This is a genomic window from Micromonospora alfalfae, from assembly GCF_022230925.1.
GTDB classification, from domain to species: Bacteria; Actinomycetota; Actinomycetes; order Mycobacteriales; family Micromonosporaceae; genus Micromonospora; species Micromonospora alfalfae.
On sequence record NZ_JAKKFH010000019.1, the window covers coordinates 17,081 to 37,368 of the forward strand.

General features: G+C 71.7%; 20 protein-coding genes. 7 read left to right on the forward strand and 13 right to left on the reverse strand.

All coding sequences use genetic code 11. From position 1 onward, the window contains the following. Positions 1-6: 6 nt before the first annotated feature. From MED01_RS16110 to MED01_RS16125, 4 genes are all read right to left on the reverse strand, one after another. Positions 7-1,851 (reverse strand): S9 family peptidase, encoded by a 1,845-nt coding sequence (locus MED01_RS16110; RefSeq protein WP_238669383.1) that lies wholly within the window; start codon positions 1,849-1,851, stop codon positions 7-9. Beyond that, positions 1,852-3,630 (reverse strand): N-acetylglutaminylglutamine amidotransferase, encoded by a 1,779-nt coding sequence (locus MED01_RS16115; protein WP_238669384.1) that lies wholly within the window; start codon positions 3,628-3,630, stop codon positions 1,852-1,854. Between the two features lie 99 nt (positions 3,631-3,729). Further along, complete coding sequence (locus MED01_RS16120; protein WP_238669385.1) at positions 3,730-6,399, reverse strand: carboxylate--amine ligase/circularly permuted type 2 ATP-grasp protein; 2,670 nt, start codon at positions 6,397-6,399, stop codon at positions 3,730-3,732. Between the two features lie 112 nt (positions 6,400-6,511). Next, positions 6,512-7,078, reverse strand: coding sequence for a DJ-1/PfpI family protein (locus tag MED01_RS16125; RefSeq protein WP_238669386.1), 567 nt, complete (start codon positions 7,076-7,078; stop codon positions 6,512-6,514). Between the two features lie 53 nt (positions 7,079-7,131). Between MED01_RS16125 and MED01_RS16130 the strand changes: the two genes are divergently transcribed. Continuing rightward, positions 7,132-8,076: a GlxA family transcriptional regulator gene (locus tag MED01_RS16130; protein ID WP_238669387.1), complete on the forward strand. Its 945-nt coding sequence runs from the start codon at positions 7,132-7,134 to the stop codon at positions 8,074-8,076. A gap of 113 nt (positions 8,077-8,189) precedes the next feature. Here MED01_RS16130 and MED01_RS16135 read toward each other — a convergent pair whose 3' ends face one another. From MED01_RS16135 to MED01_RS16155, 5 genes are all read right to left on the reverse strand, one after another. Continuing rightward, positions 8,190-9,542 (reverse strand): cellulase family glycosylhydrolase, encoded by a 1,353-nt coding sequence (locus MED01_RS16135; RefSeq protein WP_238669388.1) that lies wholly within the window; start codon positions 9,540-9,542, stop codon positions 8,190-8,192. Positions 9,543-9,653: 111 nt separating this feature from the next. Beyond that, positions 9,654-10,256: a dihydrofolate reductase family protein gene (locus tag MED01_RS16140; protein ID WP_238669389.1), complete on the reverse strand. Its 603-nt coding sequence runs from the start codon at positions 10,254-10,256 to the stop codon at positions 9,654-9,656. 134 nt (positions 10,257-10,390) lie between these two features. After that, complete coding sequence (locus MED01_RS16145) at positions 10,391-10,957, reverse strand: TetR/AcrR family transcriptional regulator (RefSeq protein WP_238669390.1); 567 nt, start codon at positions 10,955-10,957, stop codon at positions 10,391-10,393. 4 nt (positions 10,958-10,961) lie between these two features. Next, complete coding sequence (locus MED01_RS16150; protein ID WP_238669391.1) at positions 10,962-11,522, reverse strand: carboxymuconolactone decarboxylase family protein; 561 nt, start codon at positions 11,520-11,522, stop codon at positions 10,962-10,964. 34 nt (positions 11,523-11,556) lie between these two features. Continuing rightward, a complete protein-coding gene (locus tag MED01_RS16155) occupies positions 11,557-11,916 on the reverse strand; it encodes a hypothetical protein (RefSeq protein WP_238669392.1) in 360 nt (119 codons plus the stop codon). A 167-nt stretch (positions 11,917-12,083) separates the two neighbouring features. Between MED01_RS16155 and MED01_RS16160 the strand changes: the two genes are divergently transcribed. After that, positions 12,084-13,061, forward strand: a complete 978-nt coding sequence (locus MED01_RS16160; RefSeq protein WP_238669393.1) for an aldo/keto reductase — start codon at positions 12,084-12,086, stop codon at positions 13,059-13,061. Here MED01_RS16160 and MED01_RS16165 read toward each other — a convergent pair. The 3 genes from MED01_RS16165 to MED01_RS16175 are packed head-to-tail and all read right to left on the reverse strand — an operon-like array spanning position 13,055 to position 15,157. Then, positions 13,055-13,819 carry a YqjF family protein gene (locus MED01_RS16165; RefSeq protein WP_238669394.1) on the reverse strand — a complete coding sequence of 255 codons (765 nt, stop codon included), beginning with the start codon at positions 13,817-13,819 and terminating at the stop codon, positions 13,055-13,057. The two genes, MED01_RS16160 and MED01_RS16165, sit on opposite strands and share 7 nt — an antisense overlap. Before the next feature lie 37 nt (positions 13,820-13,856). Continuing rightward, complete coding sequence (locus MED01_RS16170; protein WP_238669395.1) at positions 13,857-15,014, reverse strand: winged helix DNA-binding domain-containing protein; 1,158 nt, start codon at positions 15,012-15,014, stop codon at positions 13,857-13,859. Next, the gene (locus MED01_RS16175) at positions 15,011-15,157 is read right to left on the reverse strand and encodes a hypothetical protein (RefSeq protein WP_238669396.1); all 147 of its coding nucleotides are present in this window, start codon (positions 15,155-15,157) and stop codon (positions 15,011-15,013) included. Before MED01_RS16175 ends, MED01_RS16170 begins: the two co-directional genes overlap by 4 nt. A 142-nt stretch (positions 15,158-15,299) precedes the next feature. Here MED01_RS16175 and MED01_RS36350 point away from each other — a divergent pair, with 142 nt between their 5' ends. The 4 genes from MED01_RS36350 (at position 15,300) to MED01_RS16195 (ending at position 18,150) form a co-directional block, all read left to right on the forward strand. Continuing rightward, entirely contained in the window at positions 15,300-15,551 is a 252-nt protein-coding gene (locus MED01_RS36350; RefSeq protein ID WP_238669397.1) for a WCX domain-containing protein, read from the forward strand. 94 nt (positions 15,552-15,645) lie between these two features. Beyond that, complete coding sequence (locus MED01_RS16185) at positions 15,646-16,569, forward strand: RNA polymerase sigma factor (RefSeq protein WP_238669398.1); 924 nt, start codon at positions 15,646-15,648, stop codon at positions 16,567-16,569. Positions 16,570-16,682: 113 nt separating this feature from the next. Next, a complete protein-coding gene (locus tag MED01_RS16190; RefSeq protein WP_238669399.1) occupies positions 16,683-17,567 on the forward strand; it encodes an alpha/beta fold hydrolase in 885 nt (294 codons plus the stop codon). A 121-nt stretch (positions 17,568-17,688) separates the two neighbouring features. Then, on the forward strand, positions 17,689-18,150 hold the full coding sequence (locus MED01_RS16195) for a DUF5709 domain-containing protein (RefSeq protein ID WP_238669400.1): 462 nt from the start codon (positions 17,689-17,691) through the stop codon (positions 18,148-18,150). A gap of 54 nt (positions 18,151-18,204) precedes the next feature. On the opposite strand, the gene MED01_RS16200 is transcribed toward MED01_RS16195, so the two are convergent. Continuing rightward, complete coding sequence (locus MED01_RS16200; RefSeq protein ID WP_238669401.1) at positions 18,205-19,785, reverse strand: DHA2 family efflux MFS transporter permease subunit; 1,581 nt, start codon at positions 19,783-19,785, stop codon at positions 18,205-18,207. Positions 19,786-19,984: 199 nt separating this feature from the next. Between MED01_RS16200 and MED01_RS16205 the strand changes: the two genes are divergently transcribed. Next, positions 19,985-20,173 (forward strand): hypothetical protein, encoded by a 189-nt coding sequence (locus tag MED01_RS16205; RefSeq protein ID WP_238669402.1) that lies wholly within the window; start codon positions 19,985-19,987, stop codon positions 20,171-20,173. Positions 20,174-20,288 lie beyond the last annotated feature (115 nt).

A 20,288-nucleotide genomic window follows, 5' to 3' on the forward strand; every position in this document is an offset into this window, starting at 1 on the left:
AACGCCTCAGCCGAAGACGCTCGCGGTCGCGGCGAGATGCCGGGTCAGCCAGCCGGTGGTGGCCGCACGGGCCGCCTCGGCGTTGGTCCGGGTCAGGAAGTCGTGCCCCTCCCCGGCGAGCACCAGGTGCCCGTGCGGCACACCGCGGTCGGCGAGGGCCTGGGCGACCTGCGCGGACTCGCCGGCCGGCACGTTCGTGTCGTTGGCGCCGTGGATCAGCAGCACCGGCACGTCCAGCCGGTCGATGTGGGTCAGCGGGGAGAGGTCGCGCAGCAGATCGGCGTCCCGGTGCGGGTCGCCGTACTTGCTGACGGCGGCGGCGGCGATCCACGGCTCGGTGCCGGCGAAGAAGGTCCGGAAGTCGGAGATGCCGCACTCGGCGACCCCGGCGGCGAACAGCCCGGGGAAGTTCACCAGCACCGCGAGGACCAGGTATCCGCCGTAGGAGCGACCCAGAACGCCGAGCTGGCCGGGCCGGGCGACGCCAGCGTCGACGAGGAAGTCGGCGCAGGCCGCCACGTCGGCGATCGCGCCGTAGCGGCCGGCGAGGTTGTCGGCGGCGACGAACGAGCGGCCGAACCCGGACGACCCACGGACGTTGGGCGCGAAGACCGCGATGCCCTTTGCCACCAGGGCCTGGAACAGCGGGTTGTAGCCGGGACGCTCCTGCGCCTCCGGGCCACCGTGCAGGCTGATCGCGGTCGGCCAGGGGCCCGGCCCTGCCGGGCGGTAGAGCCAGCCGGAGAGCGGCAGCCCGTCCCGGGCGCGCAGGTCGAGAAGTTGCGGTGCGACACCGGCATCGTCGGAGCGCGGGGCGGTGGCCGGCCGCAGCGGGCGCGGCACCCCTGTCGACGGGTCGACCAGCCACAGCTCCCGGGGCTGCACCGGCCCCTGCGCGGTGAGGCAGAGCAGGCCGCCGTCGGCGGCGAAGACGGCGTCGCCGAGCACCTCGCCGGGGGCGGTGACGGCCCGCTGCACACCGCTGGCGAAGTCGAGCAGGCTCAGCTCGCTGCGCCCGCCGTAGGTGTTCCACAGCAACGCGCCGCGCTGCCCGTCCGCGCTGGGCGTGACGTGTTCCAGCTCGGCGTCCGGTCGCCCGGCGAGCCGGGTCGGCGGCTGTTCCGGTCGGGTCAGGTCGACCCGCACCAACGCGGCGAGTTCGGAGTACGCGTCGGTGCGGGCCAGCACGCTCGTTCCGTCCGGGCCGAACCAGCCCTGGTCGGTGCTGCCCCGCCCGGTGTCCGGGAACAACCGCCGCCGAACGCCGGTGGCGACGTCGAGCACCTCCAGCCAGCGGGCGTTACGGGGGCCGCGGCGCAGCAGCGCCACAGCGGCGTCCGGGGTCACGTCCAGGAGGGTGAGCAGGTCGCCCTCAGCGAGCACCCGCCGGTGACCGGTGGCCGCGTCGACCAGCAGGGCCTGCCCGTGCTCGTCGGTCTCGGTGACCACCAGCGCCGCGCCGTGAGGCAGCCAGCCGGCCAGCGCGGCGCTGCGTCGACCGAACCCGGCGACCTGGTGGCGTCGCGTGCCGTCGGGGCGTAACACCCACAGCTCGGTGCGGGGCGCGCCACCGGGGGCGACGACACAGGCCAACCACTGGCCGTCCGGGGACCAGCTCAGCGCGAGGACCGGCTCGTCACCGACTGGCACCGCGACGGGCGCACCCGCGTCGACCTGGCAGACCCAGACGCCGGGCGTGCCGGCCCGGTCGGAGAGGAACGCCACCCGACGGCCGTCGGGGGACGGCGCGGGGGCGAACTCCTCGCTGATCGGCACCGGCGGCGACACCGGCCGGTGGCTGGCGGGTCGGGGCCGCCGGGTGGTGCGCGGCGGCTCAATCCGTACGCTCATCTAAACCCCGATCCGCTGCAACCAGAGCTCCAGCAGCCCGAGCTGCCAGAGCGCGTTGGAGCCCAGCGTGGTCCGCCGGGCGTTCGGCGCGTCCAGCAACTCCTCCAGGTAGTCCTTGCGGAACAGGCCCCGCTCGCGCGCCGGTCCGGCGGTCAGCGCGTCCCGCACGTCGTCGAGCAGCGGACCGGAGAGGTGCCGGATGGCGGGCACCGGGAAGTAGCCCTTCGGCCTGTCGATCACCTCGTCCGGGACGATGCCCCGGCTCGCCGCCTTCAGCACCCCCTTGCCGCCGTGGGCCAGCTTCAGGGCCGGTGGGCAGGCCGCGGCCAGCTCGACCACCTCGTGGTCGAGGAACGGCACCCGGGCCTCCAGCCCCCAGGCCATCGTCATGTTGTCGACCCGCTTGACCGGATCGTCGACGAGCATCACCAGGCTGTCCAGGCGCAGCGCCGCGTCCAGCGCGGTGTCCGCTCCGGGCGCGCCGAAGTGCGCGGCGACGAACTCCAGGCTGGCGTCATGGTCGAGCATCCACTCGGGCGCCAGGTGCCCGCCGAGCGCGTCGTGGCGACGATCGAAGAACACCCGGGCGTACGCCTCGACGGCGTCCGCGCGGGCCACGTTGGCCATCGGCGGGTACCAGTCGTAGCCGGCGAGGATCTCGTCGGCGCCCTGGCCGGACTGCACCACCGTGATCCGCTGCGAGACCTCCTCGGAAAGCAGGTGGAACGCTACGCAGTCGTGGCTGACCATCGGCTCGCTCATCGCCGCGATGGCCTGGTGCACGGCGGGGACGAACCGCTTCGCGCCGATGCGGATCTGCTGGTGGTCGGTGTCGAAGTGGCGGGCCATCAGGTCGGAGTAGTGGAACTCGTCGCCGCTCTCCCCCGCCGCCGCCTCGAAGCCGATGCTGAAGGTGGCCAGGCCGGTCTGGCCCTGCTCGGCCAGCAGGGCGACGATCAGGCTGGAGTCGAGACCGCCGGAGAGCAGCACGCCGACCGGCACGTCGGCGACCATCCGCCGTCGTACGGCGGTGCGCAACGCCGCCATGAGCCGTTCCTGCCACTCGTTGGCGGACATGGCGGGGACGGCGGCCCGGTTGAACCCCGGCCGCCAGTAGGTGGTGTCCGTGCTCCGGCCGTCTGCGGTGATCACCCGCACGGTGGCGGGCGGCAGCTTGCGGACCCCGGCGAGGATCGTGCGCGGCGGCGGCACCACCGAGTGGAAGCTCATGTAGTGGTGCAGCGCCACCGGGTCGAGGTCGGTGTCCACGTCACCGGCGGCGAGCAACGCCGGCACTGTCGAGGCGAAGCGCACCCGGCCCGGCCCTTCGGCCAGGTAGAGCGGTTTGATGCCGAGCCGGTCCCGGGCCAGCACCACCGTGTGCGTGTCCAGCTCGACCAGGGCGAACGCGAACATCCCGTAGAACCGCTCGACGCAGGCCGCCCCCCACCTGTGGTACGCCTTGAGGATCACCTCGGTGTCCGAGGTGGACCGGAAGGAGTAGCCGGCGGTGGTCAGCTCGTCGCGCAGCTCCCGGTAGTTGTAGATACAGCCGTTGAAGACAGTGGCCAGACCCAGCTCGGTGTCGACCATCGGCTGGGCGCCCGCGTCGGACAGGTCGATGATGCGCAGCCGGCGGTGCACCAGGGCCACCGGCCCGTGCTGCCACCGACCCTCGCCGTCCGGGCCCCGGGAGGCCAGGGCGGGGAGCATCCGCTCGACGGCGGCCAGGTCCGGCGGCGCTCCGTCGAGGCGGAACTCGCCTCCGATACCGCACATGGCGTACACCTCTCATCGGCTGGATCCGCTGGGGGCCGCTGACCGGTCCAGGCTTGGCGGCCCGGGTTGCGTCCCGATGACGGGTGGGTCAAGCGTCGGTTACGCCGACTGTTCGTCGGCTCCACCGAGCAGCCAGGTGTCCTTCGACCCGCCGCCGCGCGACGAGTTGACGATCATGCTGCCGGCCGGCGCCACCCGGGTCAGTGCCACCGGCGCGACCTCGGCGGTGTCACCCAGGAACACGAACGCCCGCAGGTCGACGTGACGGGGAGCCAGCGCCGTGCCGTCGAAGACCGGGTGGGTGGTCAGCGCGATCATCTCCTGGGCGATCCACCGGTGCGGGGCCGCGAGGATCTGCTCCCGGACGGCGGCCAACTCCTCCACCTCGGCGCGGGGGCCGATCACCACCCGGTCACCGCCGTACCCGTCGACCGGCTTGAGCACCAGCTCGTCGAGCCGGCTCAGCACCTCGGCCCGCTGCTCGGGCAGCCCACACAGGTACGTCGGCACGTCCCCGAGCAGCGGCTTCTCGCCCAGGTAGTACTCGATCAGCCGGGGCACGTACGCGTACAGGGCCTTGTCGTCACCGACACCGTTGCCCAGCGCGTTGGCCAGCGTGAGCCGCCCGGCGTGCACTGCGGCGAGCAGCGGCCAGCCCAGCGGCACCCCGTCCGCGCCGGGCGCGTGCAGCAGCGCCTCCTCGTCCATCCGCAGGTAGATCACGTCGACCTCGCGGCGGCAGCCCTCGCGGACCAGTCGGACCCGGCCCTCCTCCACCAGCAGGTCGCTGGTCTCGGTCAGCGGCACACCCATCTCGTCGGCGAGCAGCCGATGCTCGAACCACGCCGGGTCACCGGGGCCGCCGCTGAGCACCACCACGGCGGGGTCGTCGGCAGCGGCGGGCGCGGCGGCGACCAGCGCCCGGTACAGCATCGCCGGCGTCTCGTCGGCGGGCAGCAGATCCTCCGGCACCGGCAGCTCCGGCAACACCGCCTGGGTCAGTCGACGGTTCTGCACCGCGTAGCCGATCCCGGAGGGCACCCGCAGGTTGTCCTCCAGCACGTACCAGCCGCCGTCCGGGTCCCGGACGAGGTCGGTGCCGGACACCTGGGCGCGGGTGCCCCGACGGCCCATGAGCGCGCCTGTCGGGCGCAGCCCGGGTGAGGACTCCACCACCCACGCCGGCACCACACCGTCGGCCACCACGGCACGGTCGGCGTAGACGTCGCGCAGGAACGCGTCGAGGGCACGGGCGCGTTGCACCAGGCCGGTCCGCAGGGTCCGCCAGTCGGCGGCGGGCACCACCCGGGGCACCAGGTCGACCGGGAAGAGCCGGGTGCTCGCCTCGCCGGCCACGCTGAACGTCACGCCTCGGGCCCGCTGCTCCTCGTCCCGGTCGTGTTCGCGTTGACGCAGGGCCCCGGCGCCGAGTTGGCGCAGGGCCGCGAGCATCGGGGCGTACGCCGGTTGCGGTCCGGCCGGTCCGAAGACCTCGTCGCCGGCGTCGACGTACGTGGGCAGCGCCGGCGGTGTCGGCGCACCCGGCAGCGGAGCACGGACCCGGCCCCGGGTCTCGTCGAGCAGCAGGTCGACCACGTCGGCCAACCGACCCCGTCGCTCGTACGCCCGCCGCTGCCGCGCGGCGCAGCTGCCACGTTCCAGCGCGTACCGGGTCAGCTCGCTGACCTGCTCCCAGTCCCCGGTCGCCACCAGCTGTGGGCGCAGGTCGGTCACCAGGCGGCGGACCGCCTGGGCGGCCGGCACCGGTCGGGCCGACCGGGGCAGGTCGAGCAGGTCACCTTCCAACCCGGAGCGGGCGGCCCGCCACACGGCGGCGCGCAGTACCGGTGGTCGCACGGCAGTGCGTTCCACACCGGCGCGCAGGGCGGCGACCTCCCGTCGGACGAGCGCCCGGAACAGACCGGTGAGCAGGACGATGGTCTCGACGTCGGGGTTGGCGTCGGTGATCCGCAGCTCCACCGTGGGCACGTGCGCCGACGGCCGGACGTCGAAATAGATCATGGCGGGGTCGGTGATGGTCTCGGAAGAGATCAGCTCGGCGACCAACGCCTCGTGGTCGGCGGCGCTGGTCACCTCGCCCGGGTCACCGGCGGTGGGCCAGCGCTGCCAGACCAGGGAGCGGACGCTGGCGTAGCCACTGTCCTGACCCATCCAGTACGGCGAGCTGGTGGAGAGGGCGAGCAGCACCGGCAGCCACGGCTGGACCCGGCGGGTGACCGCCACCGCGAGGTCCCGGTCGGAAACACCGACGTGCACCTGCGCGCCGCAGATCAACTGCTCCCGGGCGAGCATCTGATACTCGTCGAGCATCCGCCGGTAGCGGGAGGTGGGGGTGACACTCGGGTCGCCGTCGGCGCGCAGCGGCACCGTACCGGCCGCCACGATGCCCAGACCGGCCCGGTCGGCGACCTGGACGGCCGCCTGACGCAGCCGGGTCAGCTCGGCGCGGATCTCGTCCAGGGTGCGGCAGACAGCGGTGTTGGTCTCCACCACGCTGCGGTGCAGTTCGGCGGTGAACGAGGCCGCCGGCAACCGGTCGAGCAACTCCCCGGCGCGGGGCACCAGCTCCCGGGTGTGCAGGTCGACGACGTGGAACTCCTCTTCCACCCCGATCGTGGCCAGGTCCGCCGGGTCGCCGTCGTCCAGCGACAGGACCGGATTCGTACGGGGGGTGGGCAGCGTCCGGCCGTTGCCGGACCGGCCCACCGGCTCGTCGTACGTCGGCGCGTTCGTGGTGTTGTCGGCCATTGTCACCCCGGTTCGCGTGTCGGTGGTCTGGCTGTCCGACGAGCGTTCCCAGGGTTGGTACCGGGGGTGTTTCCGGCGCGTTAAGGTGACGCGCCCGTTCTGTTCGCGCTGCTCAGCGTCGCGCAGCCCGGTACTCGATGGCCGCAGCGACCCGGTCGGCGGTGGCGGCGTCGAGTTCCCGTTCCGTGAGCCACAGGCCCAGATCGAGTCCGGCCGACAGCGCGCCGGCGGTGACCCGGTCACCGTCGTCGACCACCCGCTCGTCGAGGACTGTGACGTCGTGCGCGCGCAACTCGTCGTACGCGTTGCGGTTGGTGGTCGCCCGCCGACCCGTCAGCAGGCCGGCGGACGCGAGCACCAGCGCACCGGTGCACACCGACGCCATCCACCGGGCCGATGGTGCCAGCGCGGCCAGCCTCGCCGGCAGCACACCGCGCTGCGCCTGCGCCCAGGCACCCTCGGGCGCCCGGTTCAGCCATCCGCCACCCGGGACGATCACACCGTCGGCCCGACCCAGCACCTCGGGGACCTGGAGTTGGACGCCCCGCATGCTGGTGACCAGCCCCGACCGTTCGACGGCGACCAGCGCCACGTCGAAACCGGCCATCGACAACACCTCGAACGGCCCGAAGACGTCCAGTTCGTCGAAGCCGTCGAACACCACGATCTCGATTCGCATACGGCCCAGAATCTCCCGTCGAGCGGGCGGCGACGAGTGGCATCCTTGCCATCATGCGTAAGAGTTCCGCCACGCATCAGGTCGCCGTTCTCGCCCTGCCCAGAGTCGTCGCCTTCGATCTGACCATCGCGACGCAGGTGTTCGGCCACGAGGGCCACGGTCGGTACGCGATGACTGTGTGCGCACTGGACGGTGGCTCGGTCACCACCACCACCGCCGGCCTGGAGCTGACCGTCGCCGCGACGCTTGACGCCCTCGACGATGCCGACACGGTGATCGTGCCCGGGTTCCGCCGTGGCCCGGCACCGACGCGCGCCCTCGAAGCGCTACGGCTCGCCCACCGTCGTGGCGCTCGCATCGCGTCGATCTGCACCGGCGCCTTCGCGCTGGCCCAGGCCGGTCTGCTCGACGGCCGCCGCGCGACGACCCACTGGGCGCACGCCGACGCGCTCGCCCACGAGCACCCACTGGTGTCAGTGGACGCGGGTGCGCTCTACATCGACGAAGGTAAGGTGCTCACCAGCGCCGGACTCGCCGCCGGTCTTGACATGTGCCTCTACCTCGTCGGCCGCGACCACGGGCAGGCTGTCGCCATCCAACGGGCCCGGCACATGGTCACACCACTGCACCGGGCCGGCGGTCAGGCCCAGTTCATTCCGGTCGACGTAACGGGTCCGGACGACGAGTTGGCCGCTGTCACCGCTTGGGCGAGCGGCAATCTGCACCGCCCGATCACCGTCGCGGACCTTGCCCGGCAGGGTGTGATGTCCAGCCGTACGCTGCACCGTGCCTTTCAGAGTCGGCTTCGGATGAGCCCACGAGCCTGGCTGATCCAGCAACGGCTGCGCGCCGCCTGCACTCTGCTCGAGGACGGCGGAATCACCATCGACGAGGTCGCACGGCGCACCGGCCTGGGCACGGCGACCAACCTCCGTGCGCATTTCCAGCGGGCCTTCGCCACCACCCCTACCGCGTACCGGCGGGCTTTCACCCCCTGACCCTGCGACGGTGGTCGTGCTGGGGGTCGGTGATGTCGGGGTGTCCCGCCGGCCTGGACACCCCGACATCAGCAGTCTCGATTCGAACAATCCCGGTCAAGGCGCCGCCGGGATCACCTCATGTTCGCCACCACGAACGGCGCGTGGCCGTGCAGGTAGTTGGTCCACCCGCCGGTCACCGGCGCCCCCGGGCTGAGCAGGTTCGTGGTGTCGGTGCCGACGTCGAGTTTCCAGGCCGTCCAGGAAATGCCGTTCGCCTTCATCCAGTCGATCCAGGACTGCGCCTCCGGCAGACAGGACCGGCCGTCGAGGCCGCCGTCGGCGTTACTGGCGCCCCACTCCGTGACGAACAGCGCCAGACCCGCGCGGATCGCCGCGTCGCCCTTGGCGCGCAGCGACGCCCCGTGCGTGCAGGAGTAGAAGTGCAGGGTGTACATCAGGTTGGTGCCGGTGACCGGGCTGGCCGCCGCGACGTCCACGTCCTGTGACCAGGTCGGGGTGCCGAGCACGACGATGTTGTCCGGGTCGGCGGCGCGGATCGCGGACACCACCGCCTGGTGGTACGGCTTGATGACATTGGTCCAGCTCACCTGGAGCGGCTCGTTGTAGGGCTCCCAGATGACGTTGGGCAGGTGGCCGTACCGGCGGGCCAGGTCACCGAAGAACGCCACCGCCTGGGACTGGTTGTTCTGCGCCTCGTGCGCGTGCCAGTCGACGATCACGTAGACCCCGGCGGTGACGGCGTTGTTGATGATGGTCTCCACCTGCGCGCGCGCCTTGGCCGGGTCACTGAGGTACGCCCCCGCCGGCTCCACGCCCATGGCCGCGCGGATCACCTGGAGATTCCAGTTGTCGCGCATCCAGGTCAACGCGGAGAGGTTCTCGGCGTACGGGGCCGTCTCCCAGTTGAGCCACATGCTGCTGATGCCCCGCAGCTGCACCCGCGCGCCGGACCTGTCGCACATCGTGGTGCCGCAGACCCGCAGTTGCCCGTGTCGCTCGACCGGCGTGCCGGTGGTCGGCGGCGGGGTCGTCGGGGGCGGGGTGGTGGGCGGCGGCGTGGTCGGGGGCGGGCCGCCGGCGCAGGACGCGCCGTTCACCGTGCAGTTGACCGGGGTGCCGGTGCCGTTGACGAGGAAGCCGAACGAGGTGGAGGCGCCGGCGGCGAGGGTGCCGTTCCAGGACACGTTGGCGAAGGTGTAGTGGCTGCCCGAGGTCGTCTGTTGCGCGTTCCACGACTGGCTGACCGCCGAGGAGGACGGCAGGTCGAACTCGACCCGCCAGCTGGTGATCGGTGCGGAGGTGTCGTTGGTGACGGTGACCTGCCCCTGGTAGCCGTTGCCCCAGTTGTTCGTCACCGAGAACACGGCCCTCGCCGCGCTGGCCGGTGTGGCGGCGACCACTGCCACCCCACCGGCGAGCAGGCCGGCGACGGCCAGGGTCGTGACAAGTCTCAGTGTGCGCATGCGGAACCCGCTTCGGATCGACGGTGGTGGTCTGAGGCGGGGCGGCGCCTGCGCGCACAATATCGATCAATGACTATGGGAGCAAGGTGGGGGCGCTGGCCCCCGCGGCGCTCAGGCCGCTGGGCGTACCCGGTAGGCCAGGTGGGTGACGCCATCGCCCTCGACGACGCTGAACGGACCGTCCAGCTGAAGTGGCGCGATCCTCAGGTCGGCGAAGAGCGGGATGCCGGCGCCGAGCAGGACCGGGACGAGGTCGACGTGCACCTCGTCGAGCAGGCCGGCCTCGACGACCTGGGCGGCGATGGTGCCGCCGTTGACGCCGACCTCCTTGTCGCCGGCGATCGCCTTCGCCCGGGCGATGGCGCTCTCGATGCCGTCGGTGACGAAGACGAAGGAGTCGTTCTCGGGTGCCCAGCCCTCCGGCACGCTGTGCGTGACTACCACGACCGGCACGTCCAACGGATGCCGGCCACCCCACCCGCTGGTGATGTCGAAGAGCCTCCTGCCGACGACGAGCGCGCCGGTGCGCTCGGTGCGAGCCCGCAGGTGCCGGGCGCTCGCGGCGGACGTCCGGAAGGTCAGCTCGGGGTCGACCGTCGGCGTCTCGACGTCGCCGTTCTCGTACCACTGGAAGAGATACTCGAAGCCGCCGTGGGACGCGTCCGCGATGTAGCCGTCCAACGACATCGTCGCTCCGGTCGTCACCTTCGTCATCGATCCGCTCCTCGGTCCGTGGGGTGTCGGCTTGTCGGCGAGGCCGGCTGTCTCCGGCCCTCAACACGTTGTCGAAGCCGCGCTACCGTCCTCGACACGTCGGCCGAGCTTTCTCCCAGTGTCAGCCGTGGCCGTCAGGGGCGCAGCGCGTTGAGCACGAGGTCGGCGTAGCGGCGCCACACCGCCGGGTCGCGCTCGTCGAGCACGATGAGCTGCCGGACCGCTCCGCAGAGGATTACCCGGATGTCCAGCTCCCCGGCGTCCGGGCGGATCTTGCCGGACGCTCGGGCTGCCGCCACCAGTTGCCCGATCAGTTCCAGGATGCGCGCGGCGGGCACCAGCCTGCCCTCGAAGAACGCGTCGGCGAGGACCCGGTCGCGGGCGAGGCGTCCGAACAGGTCGGGCACGAAGGAACACCACTCCCGGTACGCGTCGACGCCGTCGAGCGCCGCGCGGATGCGCTGCTCCAACTCCTCGAACTGCCGCTGGACGACAGCGACGATCAGGTCTTCCTTGCTGGGGTAGCTGCGGTACACAGTCGCGCGACCCACCCCGGCCCGTTCCGCCACCTGCGGCACCGTCACCTGGAGACCCTGCTCGCTGAAGAGCTCCCGGGCGGCGGCGATGACCCGCTCCTGGTTGCGACGGGCGTCCAGCCGCCGATGGGGGGTATCCGGGTCGCTCGGCGTCGGCGCGGTCATCGCCTCAGTCTGCCCGCTCGGTCTCGTCGGTCAGCAGCGGCTCGTCGCCGTACACGGTGCTGAGTTCGACGTTGAGCACAGTGGCCACCCGTCCGAACGACCAGTAGTAGCCGATCACCTGGAGCACCTCGACGATCTCGCGCTCGCTGAGGATGTGCCGCACCTGGTCGAAGAGGTCGTCGGGAACGCGCGGTGACCGCACCACCTCGGCGGCGAACCGGATGAGCGTGCGGTCGTACGCGCAGAGGTGCGGGTTGTCGATGTCCCGACTGCTGATGATCCCCCGGGTGCGCTCGTCGACGCCGGCCGTCGCGGACATCGGGCCGTGCTGGGCCGCCACGAACTCGCACCCGGTGTGCGCGGCCACGGTGAGGATGACCAGTTCCCGCGAGCGGGCGGGCAGCTCCAACGAGGTGAACTGCGCCCTCGCGAGCTGGATGAAGAGGTTCACGGTGCCGGTCGAGTGGGTCAGCATCTTGACCATCGGGTCGGGCGGCACGGCGGACAGAACGGCGCGGACGTCGGCCGGAATCGTGTTCGGGTCGGGGTCGGTAAGGCGGGGCATGGCTCTCTCTTCTTTGTTGGTGGTCGAGGTGGGGTCAGGCGGGCAGGTCGAAACCCGTCTCGCTGAGGTGGCGGAAGCGGCCGTCCTCGGCGTACGTCCCGAAGATGGTGATCTCCCGCCGGGCGGTCGACCCGTCGGCCACTGTGATCTCGTAGACGTGTCGTTCGGCGTAGCGCAGACCGTCGCGCAGCTCGTCGAGGACCCGCACGGTGCCGCTGACGATCTGACCGCGGACCTGGGTCACCATCTCGACGAATCCGGCCCGGTCGAGGGTCTCGCCGTCGCTGCGGTGGGTGTAGTCGGGGGCGTAGAACTCGTCGAGCGCCTCGGTCAGGTCGCGCGTCGGCTCGAAGACCACAGCGCGCAGGGCGTCACTGATCCGTACGTAGGTCATGGGGCTCCTCGTGGGTCACTCTCAGGCATATCCGGACTCGCAGGTCCGCTTAGCTCCCACCGTACCGGACTCCCGAGTCCACATCCGGTGAGAGTCGTCACCTGCCCGGGAACATCAATGCCCCGCTCGGCGATGCGGGTCGGCCGGGCCAGTCGTAGCGTGGGCGCATGCGAACCACCACGCTGGGCAGCACCGGACCCGAGGTCGGCGTCATCGGCCTCGGCTGCATGGGCATGAGCCACGCCTACGACATCACCGGCCCTCACGACGACGACACGTCGATCTCCGTCATCCGACAGGCACTGGACCTGGGCGCGACACTGATCGACACGTCGGACGTGTACGGGCCGTACACAAACGAGGAGCTGGTCGGGCGGGCGCTGGCCGGCGGTCACCGGGAGCGGGCCGTACTGGCCACGAAGGTCGGCCTGGTGGCCACCTCCCCCACCGGCGACACCGGCAAGTTGCCGAAGATCGGCAACAACGGCCGCCCGGAGCACATCCGCGCCGCGATCGACGAGAGCCTGCGCCGGCTCGGCACCGACCACGTCGACCTCTACCAACTGCACCGGGTCGACCCGGAGGTGCCCATCGAGGAGTCCTGGGGCGCGATGGCCGAAGTCGTGGCGGCGGGCAAGGCCCGGCAGCTCGGGTTGTCCGAGGTGACTGTCGCGCAGATCGCGCGGGCCCAGGCCGTGCACCCGGTGGCGTCGGTGCAGTCCGAGTTGTCACTGTGGACGCGCGACCCGTTGACCGAGGTGTTGCCGTACTGCGCCGAGCAGGGCATCGCCTTCCTGCCGTTCTCCCCGCTCGGTCGCGGCTTCCTCGCCGGCCGGTTCACCTCGTTCGACGACCTGCCCGCCGACGACTTCCGGCGCGGCCTGCCGCGCTTCCAGCAGGACGCGCTGCGCGCCAACCTCGCCATCGTCGCCCGGGTCCGGGAGATCGCCGACCGGGCCGGCTTCAGCCCCGCGCAGGTCGCCCTCGCCTGGGTGGTCGCCCAGGGGGACCAGGTCATCCCGATCCCCGGCACCAAGACCCCGAAGTACCTGGTGGACAACTGCTTGGCCGCTGACGTGCGGCTCAGCGCCGAGGACCTTGCCGACCTGGACGCGCTGCCCGCACCCGAGGGTGGCCGCTACTGAGGCTCCGGCGGCCCGGCACCGCGTGGCCGGGCCGCCACCGGCGGGCCGAACCTGACCCCGACACCGGGCGAGTAGAGCACGCTCACCGGTGGCCCGACCGGTGCCGGTAGCCCGGCGGCGGCGACCAACTCGTCATCCAGGTGCAGCATCTCGGCCCGGTGCAGTGGCCAGCTCGGATGCCAGTTCGGGAGGTGCAGCGTGCGCCCGTACGCCCGGGTGTGCAGCCCCCAGCGGGCGGTGACGAAGTGTTCGAGCGGGGTCGGCTCGACGATCCGCTCCCCCACCCGCACCACCATCCGGCTCGTCGCGCCCGCTGGCCCCGGCCAGCGTCGCCGGCAGCGGTAGGTGCGACGGTCGCCGTCGCGATCCAACCGCATCGACGACCACAGGTACGGCAGGCGCAGCGTCGCCCGCGCCACCAGCACCGGCAGCAGGCGGGACGCGTCGAGCGAGCGGAACACGACAGCTCGGCGGCCGGCGTCGTCGACGGAGTAGAGCCGGACGTTTGTCTCCCAGAAGGTGCCGAAGTACGGCACCCCCGGCCCCCGGCCGAGGCCCAGCCCGACCATCCGGAAACCGATCAGGCCGACGTAGCTGACCCCGTCCAGGGTGTCCGGACGGGTGCCGGCGGGCAGCAGCGGCGCGACCGCCTCCGGAGCGACGGCCCAGTGCAGAAAGGTGAGGTCATCCCAGCGCTGGCGCAGGAGCGCCCAGGGGAACGTCTGCCGGGGCGCGTGGTCGACCGGTTCGGGGTGCACCCCCTCATCTTGACTCAGCCGGTTGGCCAGCGTGGTCTCAGGCGTGCGGGCCGACACTGACGGTGCCGATGGTCAGCGACGCCGTGCCCTCCAGGATCTCGCCGACCCGTTCGACCTCCTCCCCCAACGCCCGCTGCTTCGCGGCATCGAGCGGCCGCAGCGGCTCGACGGTGACGCGGATCGACCGGCCGGAGCGGCGTTGATGCCACACACCGGCGACCACCCCGTCGACCAGCAGCACCGGATAGTTGCCGGCCTGACCACCGGCGAGCGCCCGCTCGGCGGCGGCACCGGGGAAGAGCCGTTCGCGGGGGTGGCAGCCGACCGCGTACGCGTCGAAGTAGGGCAGCAGCCGCAACCCGGACGGCCGGTCGTCGGGAAACTCGGTGTCGTCGGTGGCCACCCAGGCCCGGGTGCCCTCCACCGTCACCTCGGTCAGGTCGAGCGAGTCGAACAGCACCGTCGTCCACCCCGGGGGCACCGCCAGCCACCGGGCGAACTGTGCCGGGGTGGCCGGCCCGTACGCGTGCAGGTAGCCGCGGACGAGGGCGGCCAGAGCGGCCCGGCCGGGCATCGGCGCGAAGTCGGGCAGCCACCGGGTTGGGCTGGTGTACGTGCTGGCCCGACCGCGATTCGGGCCGAAGCAGACCACTCCGGCCCGGGTGGCGGCGGTCATCGCCGCGACCCACCGGGGCCACTTGTCCTGAAACGCCTCCATGACCAGGTCACCCGCCCACGGTCCGGTACGGGCGACGATCTCCTCGGTCAGCTCGGCGGTGGTCAGGTCGGCCTCGGCGACCGCGTCGGCGATGGCCGCGAGGACCTGCTCGGTCTGCCGGGGCGTCAGCAGGACCACACTTCGCTCCCACGACGGGGCCGGCAACGCGGACAGCGCGCCGACCCACATCGGCAGGTCCGCCGCGGCGAGCAGGTGCACCGTCCCGCGTGGCCCCCGGGTCTTGACCACTGTGCGATCGGTCCACAGTGATCGGCGCACCAGGGCGCGGGTCGCGCCCGGCAGCCGTAGCCCGATGGACAGCTCGGCGGCCGACGCGATCTGGGCGTGCGCGCCGCAGATCGCCGACACCACGTCGGCGACGCGCGCGGCGTCCGGTGCCGTCGGCGCGGCCGACGGGTCGAGCCGGTGCCGCTGAAGACGTCGAGCGGAGACCTGAGCCCAGGTCAGCTCGATCATCGCAGGCCCGCGAAGAACGCGCGGATGTCCGCCGCGTGCGCCAGCGGCTCGTCCATCGCCACGAAGTGGCTGCCCGGGTAGAGGCTCACATTGGTGAGCAGGTGGTCCCGGTCGATGGCCTGTTCCGGCGTCGACACCGTCATGGTGAACTCCTTCAACGTCTGCATCATCCAGGCCAGCAGCCCGACCGGCGAGTCGTTCCAGGCCTGCGAAATGGCGTCATGCCCCGAACGCTACGGCCCATGTAGGACAGCTTCTGGCACACATCGCTGGCATTCTGGGATCATGTCCGACACCCCCGGCCGACTGCTGGGCCTGTTGTCGCTGTTGCAGACGCCCCGCGAATGGCCCGGCAGCGAGTTGGCGACCCGGCTCGGCGTCAGCCTGCGCAGCAACGCCGACACTCTGGAGTGGCTGGCGTGGCACCTGCTGACCCTCGGTTACGACATGGAGGTGCACGAGCCTCCGGAGTTGATCGCGCACCTGCGGCAGATCGGCTCCCGGGCGACCCGCGCCGCCAGCCCGTCCGCAGCGTAGGACGGTCGACGGCCCGGGGCATCGGCACGCCGGCCCGCCGTACGCTTGGTGGAGCACAAGCGTTCAGAACAGGCGTTTCGGGGAGGAACTGGGCGTGACGCAGAGCGACGGAGAGCTGGTCGTACTCGCGCAGGCGGGAGACGCGGCTGCGCTGGGGGCACTGCTGGCCCGGCACGAGGCCGGGATGCGGGCCGTCGCGCTGAGCGTCCTCGGTTACGGACCGGACGCCGAGGACGCGGTGCAGGACACGATGGTCGTCGCCCTGCGTCGCATCGGCGAGGTCCGCGACCCGAACGCCGTCGGCCAGTGGTTGCGAGCCATCGTCCGCAACAACAGCCGGATGACGTTGCGTGGGCCCAGAGCCGTCCCGGTCGCCGAACCCGAGTGGTTCACCCGCCCCGCCGACACACCCACCCCGGAGGAGGCACTGGACCAGGCCGCGATGCGCGACTGGGTGTGGCACTCCCTGGGGCAACTGTCCGAACCTGACCGGCTCGTCACCCTGCTGCGGTACTTCAGCGACGCGTCCTCGTACGACCAGATCGCGGCAGTGTGTGGTGTGCCGGTCGGCACCGTCCGCAGCCGCCTCAGCCACGCCCGCCGGGCGCTCGCCGGCGGCCTGCGGGCGGCGGCGGACGCCGCCCACACGGACGTCACCGCCTCGAACGACTCGCGGTGGCGGGCGGGCCACGACATGATCACCACGGCGATGGGCGGCGACTTCGAGCGGGTGGTCCGCGAGAGCTGGTGGCCGGACGCCGAGATGATCGTGCCGGGCGGCCCGCGCGGTGGCCGTGATCTGGCGATCAACGGCATGAACCGCGACCTGACCGCCGGGGTACGTCAGCGGCTGCGCAACGTGGTGGCCAGCGGCGACGTGCTGATCTGGGAAACCGACCTGATCAGCCCACCCGACGACCCACAGCACTGCCCACCGGCGGCACTGTGGTTGCAGGTGCTGCGCGAGGGCCGGGTACGCCAACTCACCCTCTTCCACCCCGTCCCCGCGCTGGTCTGAAGAAACTTCTCCGACCGAGCGAACTTTTCCCGCGCCCCGCGCATCTGGTCCGCGTCATGCACCAGTCGCCGTGTCGGCGGACGCCGCGCGGGTCTCGGATCGGGAGATAGTTCATGGGTTTCACCAGCCACGACGTCAGCGCCCTCGCACCCGGTGCCCACACGTTCACAGTGGATGGCGTTCGGCAGGTCTACCACGTCGCCGGCACCGGCCCGGTCTGCGTGGCGCACTCCGGCGGCCCGGGCATCGAGTGGGAGTACCTGCGGACGCCCAGCCTTGAGACGCACTTCACGATGGTCTACGTCGAGCCGGTGGGCACTGGCGCGTCAGGGCAGCTCGACAATCCCGACGATTACCGTCTCGACACGTATGTCCGGTTCCTGCACGCCGTCGTCGAGCACCTCGGCGAACCCCGGGTATACCTCCTCGGGCACTCGCACGGTGGTTTCGTCGTCCAGCGGTACGCGCTGGCCCACCCGGATCGGATCTCGGGCCTCGCCCTGTACGACACCTCGCCCGTCACCGGAGCCGAATTCTGGGGCGAGGCCATGGCCGGCCTCGCCGCCTACCCGCAGCGGCACCCGGACCGGCCGGAGGCGGCGGCGGTCCCGGCTGCCTTCGCGCAGATCGGCGGCGCGACTGACAACGAGTCGTTGGGGGCCGCTCTGCGCGCCGCCCTGCCTGTGTACTTCGCCGACTTCTGGGGGCGACAGGACGAGTTCGCCCCGTTTCAGGCGGCCGTCCGGATCTGGGCGACGCCGGCCGGCGCGCAGGACCCCACGCCCTTCGACGTGCGGGAGAACCTCGGTGAGATCACCGTGCCCGTCGTGGTGATCGTCGGAACGTACGACTTCATCTGCGGCCCCCGCTGGGCCGAGCAGTTGCACGCGGGGCTTCCGGACTCGCGGCTGGTGACGCTGGAGCGAAGCGGACACTTCGCGCACATCGAGCAGCCGGTGGAGTTCACCGACGCTGTGGCGGAGCTGCTGAAGCGTTGACCCACAGCGGCGCCGCCCGCCCCGAGGTTCGTTCGTCACAACGGGCAGGCCTCGGGATGCTGGCGCGTTGCACGGTCATAGGCTGAGCGCTTTGCTGCACCGTGACGAAGAGGAGACCACCGTGAGCCAGACCGAACGGATGGATTCCGTCGACGAGTGGAACGTGGTTGAGGACGACGGCGTCCTGGACGCCTCCGACACCCTCGACGACGACCGGGTCGGCGACCCCCTCGACACCGGCATCATCGCCGAGGACCACTGGACGGCGGCAAACCGGTTCGGCACCACGCCAGCCGAGGAGCGCGCGGGCGAATCGCTGGAGCAACACCTCGCCCAGGAGGTGCCGGATGTCGACCCGTACGCCGAGGGTGGCGACGACGAGGACGAGCTGACCCGCCGGGGGTACGAGGCGGAGGCACGCGCCGGCCGTCTCGTCGCCTACGACGAGGGTGTCCGCGAGGACGACGAGGCCGAGTCGGTGGCGTGGGACGCCGGCATCGACGCGGGTGCCGCCAGCGCGGAGGAAGCGGCGATCCACGTCGTCGAGGACCCGGACGGGCCCGGCGACGGTCCGTTGCGCTGACGCCGTACCCGCCGCGCCCGGCACCTCAGTGGGTGCCGGGCGCGGCGGGACCGGTCAGTGGATGACGACCGGCGTCCTGACCTGCTCGCCCTGCGGGTCGTCGAGCTGCGCCGGCTGACGCCGACGCGGCAGGAACGCCGCCGGGATGAGCGTGAGCACGACCAACGCGAACGCGACCCAGAACGTGCTGGCGAACGACTTGGCGGCGAAGTCGAGCCCCCGCTCGATGAGCGACGGGTCCACCGGCATCTGCTGAAGCAGCTCCGGCCGCTGCTGGGAGGCGATGGCCAGCCCGGCCTCGGTGACCGGCTTGCCGTTCTCGTCCACCAGGCCGGGGATCGGCCGAGAGCCGTTCAGCTCGTTGGTGAGGATCACCGACATCACGGCGGCGCCGACCGAGCCGCCGATCTGCTGGAGGATGTTGACCAGCGTCGAGCCGCGGGCCACCTCCTGCGCCTGCAACGTCCGCAACGCCGACGTCATGATCGGCATCATCGTGCCGCCCATGCCCAGACCCATCACGAACAGCGACCCGCCGAGCAGCCAGTACGAGGTCTGCGGGTCGACCTGGGTGAAACCGAAGAACCCGACGACGATGAGACCCAGCGCGAACGGGACGGTACGCCCGATCGGCACCCGGTCGGCCAGCGTGCCGGCGATCGGCATGGTGATCATCGCGCCGATGCCCTGCGGGGCCATCAGCAGGCCGGCGGCCAGCGTCGACTCACCGCGCACCTGCAGGAAGTAGCTCGGGAACAGCAGGCCCGCGCCCATGAACGCGATGATGAACACGAACATCGTCACCGACGCGATGGTCAGACTGCGGTTGCGGAACAGCCGCAGGTCGAGCAGCGGGTGCCGGGGCTTGAACGAGTAGAGCACGAACGCCACCACCAGCGCGCCGCCGACCAGCATCGGGCCCCAGACCTTGGTCTCGGCAAAGGTGCCCGCCTCCGGCAGGGACGAGATGCCGTAGAGGAAGAGGGCGAGACCCGGCGAGAGCATGAGCATGCCGACGAAGTCGAACGACTCGGACGGCTCGGGCGCGTCCTTCGGCAGCGCGACCTGCGCGTAGACCAGGGCGATCAGGCCGATCGGCAGGTTGATCAGGAAGATCCAGTGCCAGCTCGCGGTGTCGATCAGCCAACCACCGAGGATCGGGCCGCCGATCGGCCCCAGCAGCATCGGGATGCCGAGGACGGCCATCAACCGGCCGATCCGGTGCGGCCCGGCGGCCCGGGTCATGATGGTCATGCCCAGCGGCATGAGCATGCCGCCACCGAGGCCCTGCAGGACCCGGTAGCCGATCAGCTCGCCGATCGTGTCGGCCATGGCGCAGAGCCCCGACCCGATAGTGAACAGGGCCAGCGCCACCATGTAGAGCCGTTTGGTGCCGAACCGGTCCGCCGCCCACCCGCTGAGCGGGATCACTGTGGCGAGCGCGAGGGTGTAGGCGGTCATGGTCCAGGCCACGCGGGCGTAGGACGCGTCGAACTCGCTCTGGAATTTGGGCAGCGCCACGCTGACCACCGTCACGTCGAGGATCGACATGATCGCGCCAAGGACGACGACGCCCGCCACCTTGAGCACCGCAGCGTCGAGTTTGTCCGATGTCGCGATGGATTGCTGTGTCACTAACTCTCCTGAAGTCGATTGAGCCGGCCGACGGTGGGCGGTGGCGGCGATGCCGCGCCAACCGGGCGCGGGGGCGCGTCGTGCCAGGACGACGACGCGCGGAGGAAGACTAACCGCCAGCTGTGACGATTCGCCGCCGGATTTCGTGACGGCCGGGCGTCGCATCCGAACGGCCGTACGACTGTGACTGGACGTCGGGGTGTCGATCAGACGGCAGAACCGCGAGCCGGCGGCGGGTCGCGGCCCGGACCAGCACGGCACCGGCCAACGCGGCACCGGCCAACGCGGCCCGGACCAGCACGGCACCGGCCAACGCCGCACGGACCAGCACGGCACGGGCCAACGCGGCACCGGCCAACGGCTGGCTGGCTGGCTGGCGACTACGTGATCACCGTCGTAACGATTGGCACGTCAACCACAGGCGCGGCGTGCGGCAGGGCCGCATTCCGCCCCGAGTGACTGGCTGAGAGTGGGGCGTGCCGAGCCCTGGCCGCGCACCTCGC

Bases quoted from the DNA above. Each gene is read 5' to 3' on its own strand.
- MED01_RS16140 (WP_238669389.1), bottom strand. From the start codon at position 10,256: ATGACGAAGGTGACGACCGGAGCGACGATGTCGTTGGACGGCTACATC.
- MED01_RS16190 (WP_238669399.1), top strand. From the start codon at position 16,683: ATGGGTTTCACCAGCCACGACGTCAGCGCCCTCGCACCCGGTGCCCAC.
- MED01_RS16175 (WP_238669396.1), bottom strand. From the start codon at position 15,157: ATGACGGTGTCGACGCCGGAACAGGCCATCGACCGGGACCACCTGCTC.
- MED01_RS16170 (WP_238669395.1), bottom strand. From the start codon at position 15,014: ATGATCGAGCTGACCTGGGCTCAGGTCTCCGCTCGACGTCTTCAGCGG.
- MED01_RS16120 (WP_238669385.1), bottom strand. From the start codon at position 6,399: ATGGCCGACAACACCACGAACGCGCCGACGTACGACGAGCCGGTGGGC.
- MED01_RS36350 (WP_238669397.1), top strand. From the start codon at position 15,300: ATGTCCGACACCCCCGGCCGACTGCTGGGCCTGTTGTCGCTGTTGCAG.
- MED01_RS16115 (WP_238669384.1), bottom strand. From the start codon at position 3,630: ATGTGCGGTATCGGAGGCGAGTTCCGCCTCGACGGAGCGCCGCCGGAC.
- MED01_RS16130 (WP_238669387.1), top strand. From the start codon at position 7,132: ATGCGTAAGAGTTCCGCCACGCATCAGGTCGCCGTTCTCGCCCTGCCC.
- MED01_RS16135 (WP_238669388.1), bottom strand. From the start codon at position 9,542: ATGCGCACACTGAGACTTGTCACGACCCTGGCCGTCGCCGGCCTGCTC.
- MED01_RS16110 (WP_238669383.1), bottom strand. From the start codon at position 1,851: ATGAGCGTACGGATTGAGCCGCCGCGCACCACCCGGCGGCCCCGACCC.
- MED01_RS16125 (WP_238669386.1), bottom strand. From the start codon at position 7,078: ATGCGAATCGAGATCGTGGTGTTCGACGGCTTCGACGAACTGGACGTC.
- MED01_RS16150 (WP_238669391.1), bottom strand. From the start codon at position 11,522: ATGCCCCGCCTTACCGACCCCGACCCGAACACGATTCCGGCCGACGTC.
- MED01_RS16145 (WP_238669390.1), bottom strand. From the start codon at position 10,957: ATGACCGCGCCGACGCCGAGCGACCCGGATACCCCCCATCGGCGGCTG.
- MED01_RS16160 (WP_238669393.1), top strand. From the start codon at position 12,084: ATGCGAACCACCACGCTGGGCAGCACCGGACCCGAGGTCGGCGTCATC.
- MED01_RS16155 (WP_238669392.1), bottom strand. From the start codon at position 11,916: ATGACCTACGTACGGATCAGTGACGCCCTGCGCGCTGTGGTCTTCGAG.